This window comes from Arhodomonas sp. SL1, from assembly GCF_052060015.1.
GTDB lineage: Bacteria > Pseudomonadota > Gammaproteobacteria > Nitrococcales > Nitrococcaceae > Arhodomonas.
The window spans coordinates 18,558-37,031 of the sequence record NZ_JBPODZ010000016.1 but is presented as its reverse complement, the minus strand read 5'-3'; the positions used below and the strand labels follow the sequence as shown (position 1 = coordinate 37,031).

Genomic DNA, 18,474 nt, shown 5'->3' with positions numbered 1-18,474 from the left:
CCCTGGAGGCCTCCATGAGCCACGATGATCACCCCATACCCCACCCCGCCGACGACGCCGACCCCGTTCTCAACGCGGCGGAAGCGGCCGTCCGCGCGGTGCCCCCGCTGTGGCCCCTGCACGGCTCGGTGGCCGTGAACCCGTTCCTCGGCCAGGGTGATGAACCCCTGGCGACCACGGCGGCCCGGCTAGAACGCACGGCCGGGGCCCGGGTCACGATGCCGAGGGAGTGGTTCCAGGCACGCATCCGCTCCGGCGCCATCGAGGACGACGACCTGCTCGCCGCCCTTGCCGCCGCGCCCGCTCGGCACCGCCCCCGGGATCTGGCCGCCCTGAAGGCGGCCGCGGCGGAGCCCGCGCCGGCCCCACGGGCACTGCCCACGGTCGCCGAGCTGGCAGCGGATGCCTCAGGCACCGACTGGCCGGGGCTCATCACCGAGCGCGTGGGCGCCTGGGCAGCGGGGTACTTCGACCTGGGGCAGGCCCTATGGCCGGCACCTCGGCCGGCGAACGCCTTCACCGCCTGGCGGGCCCACGCCCGCCGGGACCGGACCCCGGAGATCGCGGGGCTGGCCGGCTTCACCCGCCGGGTGGCGGCCACGCCCGAATCCGCCGAGGCCACCATCGTCGCGGCGACGGAGGCCCTCGGGCTACCCCCCGAGGCCCGGGAAGGCTATTTCCACCGGTTGCTGAACGACCTGGGCGGTTGGGCGCAGTACGCCCGCTACCGGCTGTGGCAGGCGGAGCTCCGCGACAGCACGGACGGCACGGGCATCGCCCTGCTCGCGGTCCGGCTGGTATGGGAGCAGGCGCTGCTCGCACGTCACCGTGACACCATCGCCGAGCGCTGGGCGGCAGTGTGCACTGCCCATGCCCGGCCGGTTCGGCCCGGGCGAAACCACGTCATCGATGCCATCCTCCAAGAGGCAGCGGAACGCGCCGCGCAGCGCCGCCTCGCGGGCCGCATTCCTGCCGCAGTCGGGGACGACGCCAACGAACGCCCGGCGATTCAGGCGGCGTTCTGCATCGACGTGCGCTCGGAGGTCTTCCGCCGTGCCTTGGAGGCAGCGGACCCGGGGATCGCGACGCTGGGCTTCGCCGGCTTCTTCGGCCTGCCCCTCGCCCATCGGCGGTTTGCCTCCGAGGCAATCGAGGCCCGTTGCCCCGGACTGCTCGCCCCGACCCTCCCCAGCCGGGCCGCCGACCCCGAGGACGGGACTGCGTCCCGTCGAGCGCGCATCGCCGCGCGCACGGCCCGCGCCTGGGGGCGATTCAAGCTGGCGGCGGTCTCCTCGTTCGCCTTCGTCGAAGCCACGGGTCCCGTCTACGTCGCCCGGCTGCTGCGCGACGCCCTGCGCCAGCAGCGTAGCCCGCTGCCCGGCCACGAGCCGCCGCCGGTGCCTGATCCGGCCCTGCCCCTGGAGGCGCGGGTCGACGCCGCCGAGACGGTGCTGCGGGGGATGTCGCTGACCGGGGGCTTCGCGCCGGTGGTGATGCTCGCAGGCCACGGCGCGGGGGTGATCAACAACCCCCACGCCGGGGCACTCCACTGCGGGGCCTGCGGTGGCTATCCGGGGGATGCCAACGCGCGGCTGCTCGCCGGGCTCCTGAACGACCCCGCGGTCCGCGCCGGGCTCGACGGGCGGGGCTTCCTCATCCCCGAAGACACCGTGTTCGTCGGCGCATTGCACGACACGGCCACGGATGAAGTGACCCTGTACGCCGGGGATACACCGTCACCGGCCCACGCGGGTGCGCTGGACCGGCTCCGGGCCGCCCTGGACGCCGCCGGCCACGCGACCCGTGCCGAGCGCGCACGGCGGTTGTCCCGGGCGCGCGAGGCCGCCGACGTGCCGGCACGGGCACGGGACTGGGCGGAGATCCGTCCGGAGTGGGGGCTCGCCGGTTGCCGGGCATTCGTCGCCGCACCGCGTCACCGCACCGCCGGCGTCGATCTCGGCGGAACGGCGTTCCTGCACAGCTACGACTGGCGCGCCGACCGGGGCTTCCAGGTGCTCGAGCAGGTGATGACCGCGCCGGTGGTGGTGGCCGGCTGGATCAGCCTGCAGTACTACGGCTCCACGGTCGCGCCGGCGCTGTTCGGCGCGGGCAACAAGCTGCTGCACAACGTCACCGGCGGCATCGGCGTGGTGGAGGGTAACGGCGGGGCCCTCCGGGGCGGCCTACCCTGGCAGTCGGTGCACGACGGCGAGGACCCGGTGCACGAACCACTCCGGCTATCGGTGCTGATACAGGCACCGGTGGCGGCGATGACCGCGGTGCTGCGACGGCACCCGGAGCTCCGGGCGCTATTCGACAACCGCTGGCTACACCTCTTCGCCCTGGACGAGCGCGGCCGTATGGCGTGGCGCTACGTCGGCGACCTGCACTGGAGCCCCGAGGCCGGGGCGGGTGACGACGCCCAGACAGAAACGGCCGGGCGCGACGGCCAGCGCGCCGCCGGCTAGCGGCACGAGCCGCACTGTCATGCCCGGGCCGCGCATGCGGTCCGGGCGAGGCCTGCGAGGCTCAACCGGCCGCGGCGTCGGCGAAGCCGCGCAGGGCTTCCTCGATATTGCCGAGCACCGGCCCGCAGTCCTCGAGCCCATGGCGTTGGGCAAGATACGCGGGCGTGTTGTAGCCGACGTACACAGCGCCGTCCTCGGCCCAGACGAGCATCTTCATGGGCAGATCGATGGCGGTACTCCGGTCACAGTGCATGAGCTGGGTGCCCACCTTGGGGTTGCCGAAGATGACGAGTCTTGTGGGGGGCAGCTCCATACCGGCCTCCCGGGCGCCAGCGGCGTGATCGATCACGGCGAATACGTTCATGCCCTTTTCCTCGAGGACCTCCACCAACCGCTCCGTGGTGGTGGCGACATCATCGGTGCTGGTGACCTGCTCCATGCCCTCGGCACCGTGGACGCTACCGGCCCCCAGGAACAGGGCGACGGCGGCCGCGGCGATCATTCGGTACAACCTCGTTGCGATCATCACGCTCACTCCTCTCCTCACGGTTTGCTCGTCGCGGGACCATTACCCGCACGGGTCAGGCGCCAGTATGCCCGCCACCGGATCACCAGCGCCCTAGGGGTTTCCGCGTACAGGCGGCGGCCGACGGCGAAGGCGTCGGCCTGCAGGGTGGCGCGTCGTCGGGCCACGGCGCGGGCCACGGCCCGGCGCGTGGAGGCAGGCCCGAACACGCCGGGCTCGACGTCCATCAGGGCCTGCAGCATCGCCAGGTCGTGATCATCGCCCAGGGCATCGGAGAGCTGCTTGAGCAGCCGGCGCCGGGCACCCAGCATCGCGGGCCAGCAACGCTCCAGCAGACAGGTGTGGTACCAGTGGTCCTTCACCCGTTTTCGCCACTCGTGGAGCCCGGCGTCGGTGAGGCCGTCATCCAGCACCGCGAGTCGGCGGCCGCCATCCCGGTAGCTGCGATGCAATCCCTCGCGGACGAGGGCGAAACCGCGGGCCCCCAAAGGCCACTCGGACACCCCCGTTGCGGCCTCCGTGAGGGCGGAGTGCGCCCCCTCGATCGCCTCGGCCGGACCGCCCTCCCCCACGCCGGCATCCCGGCGCGACACCAGGCGATCCCGCACCCGACGCATAGCGGCACGGGAGAAGCGCGTCGGCTCGGCCACGGCCATGGCGTCCCAGGCCTCCAACAGGGCATCGGCATCACGCATCTCCGAGAGCCCCCTCGCAATATCGCGAAAGCGCGCGTTCTCGCGGCGGAATCGATGCTTGCCCAGGCGCGGCCGAATCAGCCGCAGCAGGGCGCGTAGCTCCTTGAGCCGCTTGCGTGCCTCGTGCACCCCTTCGGCCCGGCGCTCGGCGGGCAACGCCAGGGCATCCCGGGCCCAAGCAATGCACTCACCGGCGATACGCCGGACCTCCTCATCGGCGTCGCACTGCGGGTCCAGTCGATAGGCCATGCCGTCTCCTGCCAGCGGGGCACATCTCCCAGTCTAGCCACGGCCGGTGGCAGCCACACCCCGGCGGCGCAGCGCCGGCCACCAGCCGAGGCGGGCGCAGACCTCCGAGAAATCGTCCGTCAGCGGGGCATGGATCTCCAGCCACTCACCGGAACCGGGGTGGCGGAAGGCAATGCGCCAGGCGTGGAGCAACAGCCGGTGACTGCCCAGGTGCTCGCGAAACAGCCGGTTGTGGGGACCACGACCGTAGGTGGTGTCGCCGATCAGGGGGTGATTCGCCCGGTCCATGTGGCGACGGATCTGGTGGCGGCGGCCTGTCAGCGGCGTAACCTCCACCAAGGAGTAACGGGCGGCGGGATAACGATCCACCGGGATGGGCAGCTCCACGGTGGCCAGCCGTCGGAATCGGGTCCGGGCGGGCCGGCGCTCCCCGCCCTTCTCCCGGGCCAGCGGACGATCCACCTCGCCGGAGGCGGGCGCCCACCCCCGGACCACCGCGAGATAGGCCTTCTCCACGGCACGGCCGCGAAACGCCGCAGCCAGGATGCCCGCCCGCTTCGCGGTCAGCGCGAACACCAGCACCCCAGAGGTGGCGCGGTCGAGGCGATGCACGGGATAGACGCGGCGGCCCAGGCCGTTGCGGACGCGCTGCAGGGCCACATCCCGCTCCCGGTCCAGCTCCGTACGATGGACCAGCAGCCCGGAGGGCTTGTTCACCGCCACCAGGGTATCGTCGAGGTACAGCACCTCGAGACCGCTTAGCGTACGCATGAACCGCCTACAGCCGAACCATCCCGGCGCAGCACCTCATTCCAGCCAGTTCCGATACGGTGCGACGCCGAAGCCTTGCACGTAGTCGACGCCCAGGCCTTGCAGCAGTGACACCGTCTCGCGGCGCTCCACCCATTCGGCGATGGTGCGAAGGCCCATGCGCTGGCTGACACTGACGATGGATTCGACGATGGCCTGGCAGCTGGGGCTGTCGGCGATATCACGGACGAAGTGGCCGTCGATCTTGATGCAGTCGCAGGGGATCCGCTCTAGATAGGCATAAGAGGAAAAGCCGCTGCCGAAGTCATCCAGGGCGATCTCGCAGCCGATGGCCCGCAAGCGGCTGACGAACTCGATGCAGCTGTCCAGGTAGGTCACCGCCGCGGTCTCGGTGATCTCGAAGCACAGCCGCCGCGGCGAGATGCCACTGGCGTCGATGGTCTCCAGCACGAAGTCGGCGAAACCGGGCTCGCTCAGGCTATTACCGGAGACGTTGATGCCGTAGACACCCGCATCACTGCCCTCGCGCGCCGCCAGGTGCGAGAGGGCGTGGCCGATCACCCACCGGTCCACCCGAGGCATGAGGTTGAAGCGCTCCGCGGGCGGAATGAAGTGATCCGGCGGCACAATGCTGCCCATTCGGTCGCACAGCCGCACCAGCAGCTCGCCGCGCTCCGCGGGCCGGCCCAGCGCCTCCTCCCGCGCCGGCACGATGGGCTGGTACTCCAGGAACAGGCGACCGCTATCCAGCGCATCCACGATCCGGGAAACCCAGCTCATCGCATTGCGACGGGCATCCACCAGGGTGGTATCCGTCACCGGGACGGTCTTGATGCGGTTCCGCCCCTCCTCCTTGGCGGCGAAACAGGCGTTATCCGCGCGACTGACCAGCTCCACGCGGGAGGCCCCCTGCGGTGGGATCTCGACCAGGCCGACACTGGCGGTGACCGGGTACTGCTCGCCGGCCCAATCGAACCGGTAGCCCTCGATGCTCTGCAGCAACCGCGTGAGGATGGCCTCTGCGTGTTCGATGCCCACGTTGCTGAGGATCACCCCGAACTCGTCGCCACCGAGCCGCGCCAGGGTGTGCCCCCCGGCCAGGGGCTCCTGCATGCGTCGAGCGAGCTCCCGAAGCAACTCGTCGCCGGCGGTGTGGCCGCAGGTGTCGTTGACCACCTTGAACTGATCCAGGTCGATATAGGCCAGGGCATGACCCGCATCCCCGGCGAGCGGCTTGTCCAGCAGGGCGTCCAGGCGCCGCTCGAACTCGTAGCGGTTGATCAACTCGGTGAGGGCGTCATGGGAAGCCTGGTGGGCGAGCAAGGCCTCGTGGCGGAGCCGCTCGCTGATGTCGTGGATGACCAGGAACAGCTGCCCCCCGGCGCCGTCATCGAGGGGCCGGGCGTTCACTTCCACCAGGCGCGCCGCGCCATCCCGGTCACTGAGGCGGAGCTGGCCAAACGCCCCCTCCGCCACCCGCGCGCGACGCAGGAGATCGCGCACGGCATAGTGCTCATCGTCGGCCACCAGGCGCGGGAATGCGACGCCAGCGAGGCCCGCGCCCGTCTCGCCCACCATGTCCGCGAATGCAGGATTGGCCTCGATGATGCGCCCCTCGGGGCTGCACACAACGATCCCCTCCCGGGCCATCTCGAAGACCGCCTCGGCGCGACGGCGCGCACCCGCCAGGCTCTGCTCATGGGCCATGGCGCGCCGCAGTGCCTTCTCCAGGTGCTGGCGGATCAACTGGAAGAACCGCAGGCCGGGCTCGTCGAGGCGTCGGCGCGGGTCCACGCCCAGCACCAGTACCGCATCGGGCTGCCCCGCATCGGTGCCGGCCACTGGTATCACCACCGCCTCAGCGGGCGCACCGGCGGCACGGCCCGGCGTCAACCGAAGGCGCTCGTCCCGCCAATGCTGTGCCGGCGTTACCTCGTCGCCGCCGAGGGCCTGGGCCAGGGGCCAGGGTCGCTCGCTGTCCGAGCGCAGTGCCCGCCAGGACGGTGGCACCGACTGGCAGCCGCGGTGGCCGCGCAACCACAGCTCGGTACCATCGCCGCTGGGCTCGTAGAACAGTACGAAGGGGACACCCGCCTCCGTCCCACAGAGGCTCTCCAGGGCAACCGAGTAGACCACATCCCGGCTCAGGGCGTCATGGAGACTGCCGTCGAGACCCTGCAGCATCGCCATCCGCCGGGCCTGCAGCACCGCCTCGGTGGTCTCGGCGCAGGTGACCAGCACCCCTCGCGGGATTCCCTCCTCGTCGCAGAGCGCGCTGTAGGAGAAGTCGAAGTAGCAATCCTCCGGATAGCCGTGCCGGTACATGACGAAGCAGTGATCGGTGACGGTGACGGGCTCCCCCGTCTCCAGGACCCCACGGAACATGGGCCCGACCTCGTCCCAGATCTCCCCCCAGGACTCCGCGGTCCCGCGGCCCAGGGCCTGTGGGTGCTTGCTGCCGAAGATCGGGGCGTAGGCATCGTTGTAGAACTGCACGAACTCCGGGCCCCAGGCGATATACATGGGATAGCCCGAGTTCAACATGATGCCTATGGCGGTACGCAGGGTCTGCGGCCAAGTGTGGACCGCTCCAATCGGGGTGGACGACCAGTCCAGCTCGCGGATGCGGCGTCCCATCTCTCCGCCACCGCGCAGGAAGCTGGGCATCGGGGTGTCCGGGGAAAACATAACGCTCCCTTGATCAATCGACAGCCGCCCCTTCGAGGGAAGTAAGAAGTACTTGTCGGGCTGATCATAAAGCAAGCAGCCGGTACGGGCAGCCACCATCCGTCATCGAGCCGATAACTTGAAATCGTATTGCGATCGATTCGCGTTTCGCTTATTGTTCGCCTTCTAACAATTAGTATACGAGGGAAAACAACGATGCGCGTGTACCGTCTTCGCTTCACTGCCACCACGATGTCTTCCGTCCTCGCGCTATTGGCCTCCACCTGCGCTCACGGCGAAGTCACCACGAGCGCCGCCGTGGTGGTATCGGCCACACGCACCGAGCAGCAGGTCTCCACTGCCCCAGCGTCGGTGAGTGTGGTCTCCGGCGAGGAACTGCGGAACGTGCCCAGCGACGATCTGACCGACGCCGTGCGTCAGCTCCCGGGGATCAGCCTGAGCGCCGGCAGTCAGGGGCGTTCCGAGATCAGCATCCGCGGCATGGATTCGGATTACACCCTGATCCTGGTCGACGGCAAGCGAGTCAATTCCCGGGAAGCGGTGTTTCGCCATAACGACTACGACCTGGGCATGATCCCGGTGGACGCGATCGACCGAGTGGAGGTCATCCGCGGCGGCATGTCGGCGCTCTACGGCTCCGAGGCGTTGGGCGGCGTGGTCAACATCATCACCAAACCGGCGGAGCGCACATGGGGCGGCAGCATCAACGCCGAGGCAGCCAAACCCACGGAGGGCCGCGACGGCCTGGAGCGCAATACCAGCCTGCGCGTCAGCGGTCCACTGGTGAGAGACCATCTGGCATTCACCGTCACCGCCGCCTACAGCCGGCGCGAGCCCTGGCGCGCCGGCGATGATCGCGTGCTTACCGGTGGAGACGGCGATCCGGTCACCCGCGGTGACGGCAGTGTCGTCAAGGAAAGTGACCTCGGCACCGTCGAAGGCCGGGACAACCGGGACGTCGGCGCGCGGCTGTCCTGGACTCCGGCAGAGGGTCAGACGGTGAAGGCCGAGATCGGCCACCGCGAGCAGGAGCGCTTCGGCGAGTACTTCATCCGCGGCTGGGGCGAAGCGGACCAGGAACTGGTCCGCGACGACCTTTCCCTGAGCCACCAGGGCCGATGGTCGTGGGGCGACTCGGAGTTCCGCGCCTATGGTGAGCGCATCGAAACCGACTCCGACGGTGTCACGCAGACGAACCGCCTCATTGAGGGTAATGCCACCGCCTACCTGGGCAACCACGCCCTCACCGCCGGGGCGGAGCTATGGCGGCTGGAGCTGGAGGATGCCCCGGGCCTCGGCGGCGCCGGCACTCCGGGTGACGACCGGGTGCGCCAGGCCGCCGTATACCTGCAGGACGACATTATGCTCACCGACCAGCTGGATCTCCTTTTGGGGGCGCGTGTGGACGACCACGAGCGATTCGGCACCGAGGTCACCCCGCGTGGGTATCTGGTCTATCGGCTGAGCCCCCGGGTGACGGTCAAAGGCGGCGTCGCCACCGGCTTCAAGGCACCGACCCTGCGCCAGAACAGCCCCACCTCTCAGACAGCGAGCTGCCGCGGGGCTTGTACCCTGGTCGGCAACCCGGACCTGGAGCCTGAAACCAGCACCAACTACGAGGCCTCCGTGGCGTATGACGGTGGTGCCTGGAATAGCTCGCTCACGTTCTTCCGCAACGACGTGGAGGACCTGATCGAGCGAGACCTGGAACATGCAGTGGGCAGCGACGAGGACGGTAACCCCTACTACACCTACGTGAATGTCGCCGAGGCCCGCCTGCAGGGCGTGGAGGCAACCCTGCGCCGCACACTAACGCAATCACTCACGCTGACCGCTAACTACACCTACCTCGACGCCGAGGACCGTGAAACCGGCGAGACCCTCACGTATCGCCCGAAACACAGCGCCAACGTGCGGCTCGAGGGAGAACTCGGCATGGAGACACGCTGGTTCGTGCGTACGGAATACCGCGGCGAGCAGAGCGACGGTGAGACCACCCTCAGTGGTTATGCGCTCACCGATGCCGGAATGAGTCATGACCTCAGCGATACCCTCACGGTCCGCGGCGGCGTGCTGAACATCGCCGACCAACGCACCGAGCGCGATGATGGCTACTCGTACCAGGAACGCGGTCGTACCCTCTACGCGGCGCTGACGGCCCGCTTCTAGGCCCCATCGGCCTGCGCGGTTTCCAGGGCCTCTTCCGCCTCCATCCACTCGGCCTCCAGGGCGTCGTGGTGGCGGCGGAGCTCGCCCTGGCGCCGCAGCAGGTTGTTGAGGCGCTCCTTGTCGTCGGCCTCGTAGAGCGCCGGGTCGGCCAGGTCCCCCTCCAGTTCCGCAAGCTCGGCGGATACCCGCTCGATCTCCCGGACCAGGCGTTGCACGCGCTCGCGCAAGGGCTTGAGGGCACGTCGCTGGTCCGCGGCGCGCTGGCGCTCGGCCTTTCGTTCCGCGGCACTCTGGCCGCCGGCGGGGGTCTCGGCGGCCAGGCTCCGTCCCGCGCGGCGACGCTCGGAGAGCCACTGCTGGTACTCCGCCAGCCCCCCGTGGAAGCGACGCACCCCGCCATCGGCGACCAGGTGGAACTCGTCGACGGTGGCACCAAGGAGGTGGCGGTCGTGGGAAACGGTGACCACCGCACCCTCGAAGCCCTGGAGGGCGACCGTCAGGGCATGGCGCATCTCCAGGTCCAGGTGGTTGGTGGGCTCATCGAGGAGCAGCAGATTCGGCGCCTGCCAGACCAGCAGGGCCAGCACCAGCCGCGCCTTCTCGCCACCGGAGAGCGGCGCCACCGGCTCCAGGGCCTGGTCGCCGTGGAAGCCGAAACCGCCGAGGAAGTCGCGCAGGGTCTGCTCCAGGGCGTCCGACGCCAGCCGCGCCAAGTGCAGTACGGGACTGGCCTCCGGGTCCAACTGCTCGAGCTGGTGCTGGGCGAAATAACCCACCCGCAGGTTGCGTGCCCGCGTGACTCGACCAGTCACCGGCCCCAGCTCCCCAGCCAGGGCCCGCACCAGGGTGGATTTGCCCGCCCCGTTGGGGCCGAGCAGCCCCATCCGCTGGCCGGGTCGCAGGGCGAGATCGATACCCGTGAGCACGGGCACTTCCCCGTAACCCAGGCTCACCGCCTCCATGGCCAGCATCGGATTGGCCACCGCCGGCGCCTGGCGGAACTCGAATTGAAAGGGCGAATCCACATGGGCCGGGGCGATTCGCTCCATGCGCTCCAGGGCCTTGACCCGGCTCTGGGCGGCGCGGGCCTTGTTGGCCTGGGCCCGGAAGCGGTCGATGAACTTCTGCAGGTGGGCGATCTCGCGCTGCTGCTTCTCGTAGAGGGCCTGCTGCTGGGCCAGGCGCTCGGCGCGCTGGCGCTCGAAGTCGCTGTAGCCGCCCCGGTAGAGGGTGAGCTTACGGTGCTCGATGTGGAGGATCTCGTCGACCACGGCATCGAGGAAATCGCGATCGTGGGAGATCAGCATGAGGGTGCCCGGGTAGGCCCGCAGCCACTGCTCCAGCCAGAGCACCGCCTCCAGGTCCAGGTGATTGGTGGGCTCATCCAGCAGCAGCAGGTCGCTGCGGCTCATCAACGCCCGTGCGAGATTGAGCCGTACCCGCCAGCCGCCGGAGAACTGGGCCACCGCCCAGCCGTGCTGCTCGGCGGGGAAACCCAGGCCGTCCAGCAACTCCCCGGCCCGGGCGTGGGCGGTATAGCCGCCGGCGTTGTCGTAGGCGGCGTGGGCGGCGGCGATCGCCCGGCCATCGCCGCGGGCGTCGGCCTCGGCCACCGCGGCCTCGGCGGCACGGAAGTCCCGATCGCCGTCGAGCACGAACTCCAGGGCCGGGCGCTCCAGTGCCGGTGTCTCCTGGGCCATGTGGGCGATCTCCCAGTCCCGCGGAATGGAGACCTCGCCGGCATCGACGCCGAGCTCGCCCTGGAGCAGCGAGAACAGGCTGGTCTTGCCGGTACCGTTGGCGCCGACCAGACCCACCTTGTGGCCGGCGTGCAGGGTCACGCCGGTGCGCTCCAACAGCGGCTCCGGACCGCGTCGGAGGGTGATATCACGCAGCTCGATCATGCCTCTCCCCGTTCCGAAGGGGCGACGTGCCCGCAGCGCCAGCAGGCGGCGAACTGGCCCTCGATGCGCTCGCCACACCCGGGACAGGTCCAGTCCGGTCCGTCGGCGTCGTGGTTCGCCAGCACCTCGTCGACCAGACGCCGGGCCACGGCCTCGTCATCGTTATCCTCCACCCACAGCTCGGGCCAGACCTCATTGGGCGGGAGCTCGCCCACCCCGCCGCTCAAGTAATAGTTGCGCAGGACGCAGACGATCCCCCGCGCCCGCAGCACTTCGGCGAGATGACCGACGATGAGGGGATCGCTATCGGTGTAGACGCGCCTCATTGCCACTCCAGGCGATAACCGTGCTCGAGCCGCCAGTCCGGCATGACCTCCAGCAGGCGGCGATTGTCCGCCGAGCGCTGCGGCTCGGGGTCGGGCCGGGCCTGCACCGCGGCAATGGTCTCCACATAGTCCGCAGGGAAACCCTGCCAGCGCGCGCCGTGCCAGACCAGGTCCCGGTACCAGGCGAAGGGGCGCCAGTCCGGCACGATGTGACTGTCGACGGCGACGTAGAGGAAGACCGTCAGCGCCTCGCCGTTCAGGGATACCGTTTCTGTGGTCACCCGGTAGCCGCCGGGGCCGAGACCCTCGATGCGGTCGAGCACCGGGATCTCATCGTCGCGCATTTCGTAGACCGCGCCCAGCACCCGATCGTCGCCGGCGCCGGTGTGGCGGGCATCCGCCTTGGCCGAGCCGTCCCCGTCGCTGCGCTTGTGGAAGCGCAACTGATAGTCGGGCAGCGCCGCGGTACCGAGCAGTCGGCAACCCGGGGTGCGCAACCCCAGGCGCAGCGGATGGAGATTGGAGCCGTAGGCGAAATAGCGTCTTGTTCCGCGTTCGTGCATTGCCTTCCCCTTACTCGTGAGCCGCTACCCTAGCGCCGACGTGCCAGCGGGTGAAGCGCCACGGGTTATGCCAGAATAGCGCCCCGCGCCCGAACCGGAGGACTGCGACCATGGATGCCGTGACCCACCTGGCCGAGAACCTGCAGCGCCTGCTCGAGCGCCTGGACCCCGTCCTGCCTCCGGCCTCCGCCGAGCCGGAGTGGGCCGCCAGCACGGCGTTCCGCTGGCGCCATCGCCAGGGGCGCGGCCATCTGGAGGCAATCGCGCACCCCCAGCAGCTGCGCCTCGCCCAGCTACGCAACATCGACCGCCAGCGCGACGAGCTCGAGCGCAATACCCGTCAGTTCCTCGCCACGCTGCCCGCCAACAACGCCCTGCTCTGGGGTTCCCGGGGCACCGGCAAGTCGTCGCTGATCAAGGCGCTGCTCACCGAATATGCCGCCGACGGCCTGCGGATCATCGAGGTGGAGCCCCATGACCTCGCCGATCTGCCGGAGATCGTGGCGCTGGTCCACGGCCGCCCGGAGCGCTTCGTGATCTTCTGCGATGACCTATCATTCGAGGCGGATGATGCCAGCTACAAGGCGTTAAAGGCGGTGCTCGACGGCTCCCTGGCCGCCGCCCCCGAGAATCTGCTGGTCTATGCCACGTCCAATCGTCGCCACCTGCTGCCGGAGTACATGGCCGACAACGAGCAGGCCCGCAACATCGACGGCGAGATCCACCACGGCGAGGCGGTGGAGGAGCGCATCTCGCTGTCCGAGCGCTTTGGGCTGTGGCTGTCCTTCTACCCCTTCGACCAGCAGCGCTACCTGGACATCTGCTTCGCCTGGCTCGAAGAGCTCGGCACGGACACCACCGACGGGGAGGCCATCCGGGCGGAGGCACTGCGCTACGCGCTGGCCCGCGGCTCGCGCAGCGGCCGGGTGGCCTGGCAGTTCGCCCGCGACTACGCCGGGCGCCAGGGCCTTGCAGGCCGATAGGCTCCCTCCACCCTCACCGCCCGAGCAGGGCGATGCCGACCCGAAGGGGGTCCGGTCGTTGCGCTCCGAGGGGATCCGCTGACGGAAACGGCCATTGGTGTCACTGCCACAGGCGGGATCGACGCGGCGGGTAGCCGTGCGCGTCGCTCCGAGGGGACCCCGCCCCCAGTCGCTTGCACCCGGCTACCCGCCGCGTCGACCCCGCGCACGGAAGGCTCGGCTACGGGGACTGGTGAACGCACATCGCGCCACCATCCGCGCACACGATAGCGAACTCAGGCGGTACCGACCGGCACCTTGCACGCGTCATGTCGGCGTTTCCAGCGTAGTCGACGCCGGGGCCACAGTGTTGGCCAATCTCCGGAGCGGTGCTTGAAAGCGAGCGCGGTCCGTAGGGAGAGCGGGCGTAAGCGACTGGGGGTGCCCGCCCCCGAAATCGCCGGGGCCTCACGGCCGTCAGGCATAGGTATGCTATACGCACAGGCGGGCGGGGTCCCCTCGGAGCGCAACGACCGCTCTCCCTGCGGACCGGGGTCGCCCTTATCGAATGGCGCCACCTACCCATGAACAAGAGTAAGCCGTCCGCGACCGCCTGCGACCCGCGGCTACAACACCTCGCTGGCGTAATCAGCCAGCCGCGAGCGCTCGCCCCGTTGCAGGGTGATATGGCCGGCATGCGGCCAGCTGCGGAATCGGTCCACCATGTAGGTCAGACCCGAGGTGGTTTCGGTGAGATAGGGCGTGTCGATCTGCCCGATATTGCCCAGGCACACTACCTTGGTCCCGGGTCCCGCCCGGGTGATCAGCGTCTTCATCTGCTTGGCGGTGAGGTTCTGCGCCTCGTCCAGGATCAGATAACGGTCCAGGAACGTGCGCCCGCGCATGAACGACAGCGAGCGGATGCGGATGCGGCTCTGCAACACGTCCCGGGTGGCGGCCTGGTGCCAGCCGCCGCCCTGGCCCGGACCGGCCAGCACTTCGAGGTTATCCATCAGGGCCCCCATCCAGGGGGTCATCTTCTCCTCCTCCGTACCCGGCAGGTAACCGATATCCTCGCCGATGGCCACCGTGGCCCGGGTCATCACGATCTCCCGGTAGCGGGCATCGTCAAAGGTCTGGGCCAACCCGGCGGCGAGGGCCAGCAGGGTCTTACCGGTACCCGCCGGGCCCAGCAGGCTGACGAAGTCGATGCCGGGATCGAGCAGGAGGTTGAGCGCGAAATTCTGCTCGCGGTTGCGGGCATGGATCCCCCAGACGGAATCGCCGCCGGAACGGAAATCCCCCACTGCCCGCGCCTCGGCCTCGCCGGTCGCGGATACCGCCGTGATGATGCCCTCGCGCCCACTCGAGTACACGCACTCCGCAGGGGCATAGCCGGCCTCCCCCTCCGGTGGCGCGGGCAGGCTCATGCCCTCGTCCCAGCCCGGGACCTCGCGCATGCCCCGGTAGAGCAGGTCCACGTCATCGAGGACCTGGTCGCTGTGGTAATCCTCGGCGCGTAACCCCGCCACCGTGGCCTGGATGCGCAGGTTGATATCCTTGCTCACCAGTACCACCGTGGCCGGGCTCAGCCGCTCGCGCAGCGCCAGGGCAGCGGCGAGGATGGCATCGTCGCCGCGGTCGCCACCGTCGCGCAGGAAGTACAGCCGCCCGCTCGGCCGTTCGCCCACGGCCACCGGCGACAGCGGCAACCCGGCATCCAGCTCTTCCGGGCCTGCACCGCTAAGCAGGGCGTCGAGGAAGCGGCTCACCTGACGGACGTTGCGCGCCTCCTCGGAGACGCCCTGCTTGGCGGCATCGAGCTCGCGCAGCACCGCCGCCGGGAGGTAGAGGTCATGCTCCTCGAAGCGGAACAGCGCTGTGGGCTCGTGCATCAACACCGAGGTGTCGAGCACGTAGGCCCGGGGGTACGCACCCTCACCCGCCGGCATGGAGCGCCCGTGCCGCTTCCATGGCCTCGGCGGCGTGGCCCTTGACCTTCACGCCCCGCCATTCCCGGCGGAGCACCCCCTCGGCATCGATGAGGAAGGTGGAGCGCTCCACGCCGATGACCTTGCGGCCGTACATGTTCTTCTCCTTGAGCACCCCGAAGAGGTTGCACACCCGCTCCTCCTTGTCGGAGAGCAGCGGGAAGGGGAAACCGTACTTCTCCTTGAAGTTCTGCTGGGCGCGCACACCGTCACGAGAGATACCGACCACCGCAGTGTCGGCGGCGGTCAAGTCCTCGTGGAGGTCGCGGAAGTCCTTGCCCTCCTGGGTGCAGCCCGGGGTATTGGCCTTCGGGTAGAAGAACAGCAGCACCTGCCGGCCCCGATAATCGGACAGCCGGAAATGGCCGTCGTCGGTGGCGGGCAGCTCGAAATCGGGGACAGGCCGGTCGATGGCGACCTCGGACATGGTCATTGCCTCCCTGAATCGGTATCCATGTGCAACCCCGCGCGGTATCAGGCCTTGGCGGGCTCGATAACGGCGTCGAGGTTGAGCTCGTCACAGAAATCCATGAATTCCTCGCGCAGGCGGGCGATCTGCATCCGCGCCGGCACGTCGATGGTCATGCGCACGGAGAACATGGGCGTGCCGGTATACACCGCTGCATAGGTGGTGGTCGCCAGGTCACGGATATCGATCTCGCGCAGCGAGAAGAAATTGGAGAGCTGATGCACCACGCCGCGCTGGTCCAGGCAGATGACCTCCACGGCATAGGGCAGCAGGTCGCCGATCCGGCGGGAACGCGCGGTGCGCCGGGTCTGCACGGTCAAACCGAGGCGGCGCTCCAGGCTGGGCAGGGTGGTCTCGAGCTTGGCGAGCTGATTCCAGCGGCCGGAGACCAGCGCGATGGCCGCGAACTCGCCACCGAGCACCGTCATGCGGCTCTCCTCGATGTTGCAGCCTGCGTCGGCCACGAGGCGGGTCAGCTCGTCGACCAGGCCCGGCCGATCCTCGCCGAGGGCGGATATCACCAGAAGATTATTGTGCATGCCCACCGGAACGTCACGTGCGCTGGTTCACCGGTCAGCGAGTGTAGCACGGCGGCGTGGCTTGCTTGTCACACCCGGGCGCCGTCGCTACTATGCGGGCTTTGGTCGAGGCCCGGTTGGGAGGTCGTTGCGATGTTCCGCGGCAGCATGGTCGCATTGGTAACCCCGATGCACGAAGACGGCTCGCTGGACGAGCCGGCCCTGGAGCGACTCGTCGAATTCCACGTCGAGAACGGGACCGACGCCATCGTGGCCGTGGGCACCACCGGCGAGTCCGCCACCCTCGACTATGACGAGCATTGCTATGTGATGCGCCGCGTCGTGGAGATGGCGCGGGGGCGCACCGCGGTGATCGGCGGCACCGGCGCCAACTCCACTTGGGAGGCGGTGAAGCTCACCCGCTGCGCGATGGAGGGGGGCTGCGACGCCGCCCTGCTGGTGACGCCGTACTACAACAAGCCCACTCAGGAGGGGCTATACCAGCACTTCCGCACCGTGGCGGAATCCGTGCCGCTGCCCCAACTCATCTACAATGTACCCGGCCGCACCGCCTGCGACATCCTCCCCGACACCGTGGACCGGCTCGCCGACATCTCCAACATCGTCGGCATCAAGGAGGCCACCGGCAGCGTCGAGCGCGCCGAGGACCTGGTGGAGCGCTGCGGCGATCGCATCGACGTCTTCTGCGGCGAGGACGCCAAGAACCTCGCGCTGATGCTGGTCGGTGCCAAGGGCTCCATTTCGGTGACCGCCAACGTCGCCCCGCGGCAGATGCACGAGATGTGCACCGCCGCCCTCGACGGCGACCGCGAGGAGGCGGAGCGGATCGATGCGCGGCTGGCGGCGCTGCACAAGGCGCTGTTCGTCGAGACCAACCCCATTCCGGTCAAGTGGGCCGCCGAGCAGATGGGGCTCATCGGCCCCTGCATCCGGCTGCCGTTGACCCCGTTGTCCGAGCAGCACCACGAGACCGTGCTGCAGGCCATGAAGCTCGCGGGCTGCCTGGGAAAGACATGAAACGCCCCTTCACCTACCTCGCCATGGCCGCCCTGGCGGGCATGCTTTCCGGCTGCAGCTGGTTCAGTGGGGATACCGACTCGAGCCCGCGCATCGAGCAGCTCAAGCTCCCCCCGGACCTTACGCGGGACCGCACCGAGGGCCTGATGGCCATCCCGGGCTCGGTATCGGCGCGAGGCGGGGATCCCCTCACCGGCGAGCCGGTGTTGCCCCAGCCCGGATCGGTGTCCGTGCGCCGCGCGGGGGACGATCGCTGGCTGGAGGTGGATGCCTCGCCGCAGGAGGTCTGGGGCTGGATCGACGATTTCGTCGACCGCCAGGGGGTGCGCCTGGAGCGGCGGCGGCCCGCCCTGGGCATCGCCGAGACGGAGTGGCTGTACACCAACCGCCCCCTCAGCGGTGGCGTGTTCGCGCCCCGGGTGGCAGGACCCGACGAGGCCACGGTGGCGGACCGCTACCTCATTCGCGTGGAGCCAGGGCGCGACGACGGCAGCGCCGAGGTGTTCGTCGCGCACCGCCGTGTGGCCCGAAAGGCGGAGGGCTGGCGCCTGATCGGCAACGATCCGTACCTGGAGGCGGAGCTGCTGCGTGGCATGCTGGTGTTCCTCGGCTACGAGCAGGAGCGCAGCCACGAGGCGGTAGCCGCCGCCAGCGCCGGCGAGATCCAGGCGGAGGTACAGCGCTTCGGCGGCGAGCCACAGTTGGTCCTGGACAGCGACCGTTTCGATGCCTGGCGTCGGGTGGGGCTCGCCCTGGACCGCGCCGGCTTCACCGTGGACGACCGTGACCGCAGCGCCGGCGTGTACTACGTCCGCTATGACACCATGGCGGAGACCGGCGCCGAGCCCCCCGAGGAGGGCTGGCTCGCGTCCTTCGCATTCTGGCGGGACGAGCCGGTTCCGGATACCATCCGCACCTATCGACTGGTGCTCGATCAGGCCGAGGCCGGTACCCGCGTGCGCGTGCTTCCCGGTGAAGAGGACGGCGAGGCGCCGGACGAGGAACTGGTCACCCGCATGCTCGGGCTGCTCGCGGAACAGCTGCGCTGATCCACGGGCGCCCCCGCCCCCCGCAGCACGCCCGGGGGCGCGGCCGCAGGGCCCGCTCCGCCGGGCGTAATCCTGCACGAGGAGCTCT

The 18,474-nt window shown here is 69.5% G+C and carries 15 protein-coding genes; 5 read left to right on the top strand and 10 right to left on the bottom strand.

Annotation, left to right across the window (positions count from 1 at the left end):
- Nucleotides 1-14: 14 nt before the first annotated feature.
- Nucleotides 15-2,468, top strand: coding sequence for a YbcC family protein (locus ACQ754_RS15315; RefSeq protein WP_440997916.1), 2,454 nt, complete (start codon nucleotides 15-17; stop codon nucleotides 2,466-2,468).
- A gap of 61 nt (nucleotides 2,469-2,529) precedes the next feature.
- Here ACQ754_RS15315 and ACQ754_RS15310 read toward each other — a convergent pair whose 3' ends face one another.
- From ACQ754_RS15310 to ACQ754_RS15295, 4 genes are read right to left on the bottom strand one after another with little or no spacing between them, the layout of a single operon-like run.
- Nucleotides 2,530-2,994 (bottom strand): DUF302 domain-containing protein, encoded by a 465-nt coding sequence (locus ACQ754_RS15310; RefSeq protein WP_440997915.1) that lies wholly within the window; start codon nucleotides 2,992-2,994, stop codon nucleotides 2,530-2,532.
- Between the two features lie 17 nt (nucleotides 2,995-3,011).
- Nucleotides 3,012-3,938: a CHAD domain-containing protein gene (locus ACQ754_RS15305; protein WP_440997914.1), complete on the bottom strand. Its 927-nt coding sequence runs from the start codon at nucleotides 3,936-3,938 to the stop codon at nucleotides 3,012-3,014.
- Nucleotides 3,939-3,971: 33 nt separating this feature from the next.
- Entirely contained in the window at nucleotides 3,972-4,709 is a 738-nt protein-coding gene (locus ACQ754_RS15300) for a pseudouridine synthase (protein WP_440997913.1), read from the bottom strand.
- Between the two features lie 36 nt (nucleotides 4,710-4,745).
- Entirely contained in the window at nucleotides 4,746-7,376 is a 2,631-nt protein-coding gene (locus ACQ754_RS15295) for an EAL domain-containing protein (RefSeq protein WP_440997912.1), read from the bottom strand.
- A gap of 216 nt (nucleotides 7,377-7,592) precedes the next feature.
- Here ACQ754_RS15295 and ACQ754_RS15290 point away from each other — a divergent pair, with 216 nt between their 5' ends.
- Nucleotides 7,593-9,566: a TonB-dependent receptor domain-containing protein gene (locus ACQ754_RS15290; RefSeq protein ID WP_440997911.1), complete on the top strand. Its 1,974-nt coding sequence runs from the start codon at nucleotides 7,593-7,595 to the stop codon at nucleotides 9,564-9,566.
- Here the strand turns inward: ACQ754_RS15290 and ACQ754_RS15285 are convergent.
- Genes ACQ754_RS15285 through ACQ754_RS15275 form a run of 3 tightly spaced genes read right to left on the bottom strand, consistent with a single transcriptional unit; the run spans nucleotide 9,563 to nucleotide 12,359 of the window.
- The gene (locus ACQ754_RS15285) at nucleotides 9,563-11,470 is read right to left on the bottom strand and encodes an ATP-binding cassette domain-containing protein (RefSeq protein WP_440997910.1); all 1,908 of its coding nucleotides are present in this window, start codon (nucleotides 11,468-11,470) and stop codon (nucleotides 9,563-9,565) included. The two genes, ACQ754_RS15290 and ACQ754_RS15285, sit on opposite strands and share 4 nt — an antisense overlap.
- Nucleotides 11,467-11,796 carry a putative signal transducing protein gene (locus ACQ754_RS15280; protein WP_440997909.1) on the bottom strand — a complete coding sequence of 110 codons (330 nt, stop codon included), beginning with the start codon at nucleotides 11,794-11,796 and terminating at the stop codon, nucleotides 11,467-11,469. The genes ACQ754_RS15285 and ACQ754_RS15280 overlap by 4 nt, the downstream gene beginning before the upstream one ends.
- Complete coding sequence (locus ACQ754_RS15275) at nucleotides 11,793-12,359, bottom strand: gamma-glutamylcyclotransferase family protein (RefSeq protein WP_440997908.1); 567 nt, start codon at nucleotides 12,357-12,359, stop codon at nucleotides 11,793-11,795. Before ACQ754_RS15275 ends, ACQ754_RS15280 begins: the two co-directional genes overlap by 4 nt.
- A 110-nt stretch (nucleotides 12,360-12,469) precedes the next feature.
- Here ACQ754_RS15275 and ACQ754_RS15270 point away from each other — a divergent pair, with 110 nt between their 5' ends.
- Nucleotides 12,470-13,342, top strand: a complete 873-nt coding sequence (locus ACQ754_RS15270) for an ATP-binding protein (protein ID WP_440997907.1) — start codon at nucleotides 12,470-12,472, stop codon at nucleotides 13,340-13,342.
- A gap of 605 nt (nucleotides 13,343-13,947) precedes the next feature.
- On the opposite strand, the gene ACQ754_RS15265 is transcribed toward ACQ754_RS15270, so the two are convergent.
- The 3 genes from ACQ754_RS15265 to ACQ754_RS15255 are packed head-to-tail and all read right to left on the bottom strand — an operon-like array spanning nucleotide 13,948 to nucleotide 16,320.
- A complete protein-coding gene (locus tag ACQ754_RS15265; protein WP_440997906.1) occupies nucleotides 13,948-15,273 on the bottom strand; it encodes a PhoH family protein in 1,326 nt (441 codons plus the stop codon).
- Nucleotides 15,260-15,739, bottom strand: a complete 480-nt coding sequence (locus ACQ754_RS15260) for a peroxiredoxin (protein WP_440997905.1) — start codon at nucleotides 15,737-15,739, stop codon at nucleotides 15,260-15,262. Before ACQ754_RS15260 ends, ACQ754_RS15265 begins: the two co-directional genes overlap by 14 nt.
- Before the next feature lie 47 nt (nucleotides 15,740-15,786).
- Nucleotides 15,787-16,320, bottom strand: a complete 534-nt coding sequence (locus ACQ754_RS15255; RefSeq protein ID WP_440997904.1) for a glycine cleavage system protein R — start codon at nucleotides 16,318-16,320, stop codon at nucleotides 15,787-15,789.
- Nucleotides 16,321-16,452: 132 nt separating this feature from the next.
- Here ACQ754_RS15255 and dapA point away from each other — a divergent pair, with 132 nt between their 5' ends.
- Together dapA and bamC are read left to right on the top strand one after the other, a co-directional pair.
- On the top strand, nucleotides 16,453-17,337 hold the full coding sequence (gene dapA / locus ACQ754_RS15250; RefSeq protein WP_440997903.1) for a 4-hydroxy-tetrahydrodipicolinate synthase: 885 nt from the start codon (nucleotides 16,453-16,455) through the stop codon (nucleotides 17,335-17,337).
- The gene (gene bamC / locus ACQ754_RS15245; RefSeq protein WP_440997902.1) at nucleotides 17,334-18,386 is read left to right on the top strand and encodes an outer membrane protein assembly factor BamC; all 1,053 of its coding nucleotides are present in this window, start codon (nucleotides 17,334-17,336) and stop codon (nucleotides 18,384-18,386) included. The genes dapA and bamC overlap by 4 nt, the downstream gene beginning before the upstream one ends.
- The last annotated feature ends 88 nt before the right edge of the window (nucleotides 18,387-18,474 follow it).

Coding starts and splice junctions, on each gene's coding strand:
- ACQ754_RS15305 (WP_440997914.1), bottom strand. CDS start 3,938: ATGGCCTATCGACTGGACCCGCAGTGCGACGCCGATGAGGAGGTCCGG.
- ACQ754_RS15285 (WP_440997910.1), bottom strand. CDS start 11,470: ATGATCGAGCTGCGTGATATCACCCTCCGACGCGGTCCGGAGCCGCTG.
- ACQ754_RS15275 (WP_440997908.1), bottom strand. CDS start 12,359: ATGCACGAACGCGGAACAAGACGCTATTTCGCCTACGGCTCCAATCTC.
- ACQ754_RS15260 (WP_440997905.1), bottom strand. CDS start 15,739: ATGTCCGAGGTCGCCATCGACCGGCCTGTCCCCGATTTCGAGCTGCCC.
- ACQ754_RS15265 (WP_440997906.1), bottom strand. CDS start 15,273: ATGCCGGCGGGTGAGGGTGCGTACCCCCGGGCCTACGTGCTCGACACC.
- bamC (WP_440997902.1), top strand. CDS start 17,334: ATGAAACGCCCCTTCACCTACCTCGCCATGGCCGCCCTGGCGGGCATG.
- ACQ754_RS15300 (WP_440997913.1), bottom strand. CDS start 4,709: ATGCGTACGCTAAGCGGTCTCGAGGTGCTGTACCTCGACGATACCCTG.
- ACQ754_RS15270 (WP_440997907.1), top strand. CDS start 12,470: ATGGATGCCGTGACCCACCTGGCCGAGAACCTGCAGCGCCTGCTCGAG.
- ACQ754_RS15295 (WP_440997912.1), bottom strand. CDS start 7,376: ATGCCCAGCTTCCTGCGCGGTGGCGGAGAGATGGGACGCCGCATCCGC.
- ACQ754_RS15255 (WP_440997904.1), bottom strand. CDS start 16,320: ATGCACAATAATCTTCTGGTGATATCCGCCCTCGGCGAGGATCGGCCG.
- ACQ754_RS15310 (WP_440997915.1), bottom strand. CDS start 2,994: ATGATCGCAACGAGGTTGTACCGAATGATCGCCGCGGCCGCCGTCGCC.
- ACQ754_RS15315 (WP_440997916.1), top strand. CDS start 15: ATGAGCCACGATGATCACCCCATACCCCACCCCGCCGACGACGCCGAC.
- ACQ754_RS15280 (WP_440997909.1), bottom strand. CDS start 11,796: ATGAGGCGCGTCTACACCGATAGCGATCCCCTCATCGTCGGTCATCTC.
- ACQ754_RS15290 (WP_440997911.1), top strand. CDS start 7,593: ATGCGCGTGTACCGTCTTCGCTTCACTGCCACCACGATGTCTTCCGTC.
- dapA (WP_440997903.1), top strand. CDS start 16,453: ATGTTCCGCGGCAGCATGGTCGCATTGGTAACCCCGATGCACGAAGAC.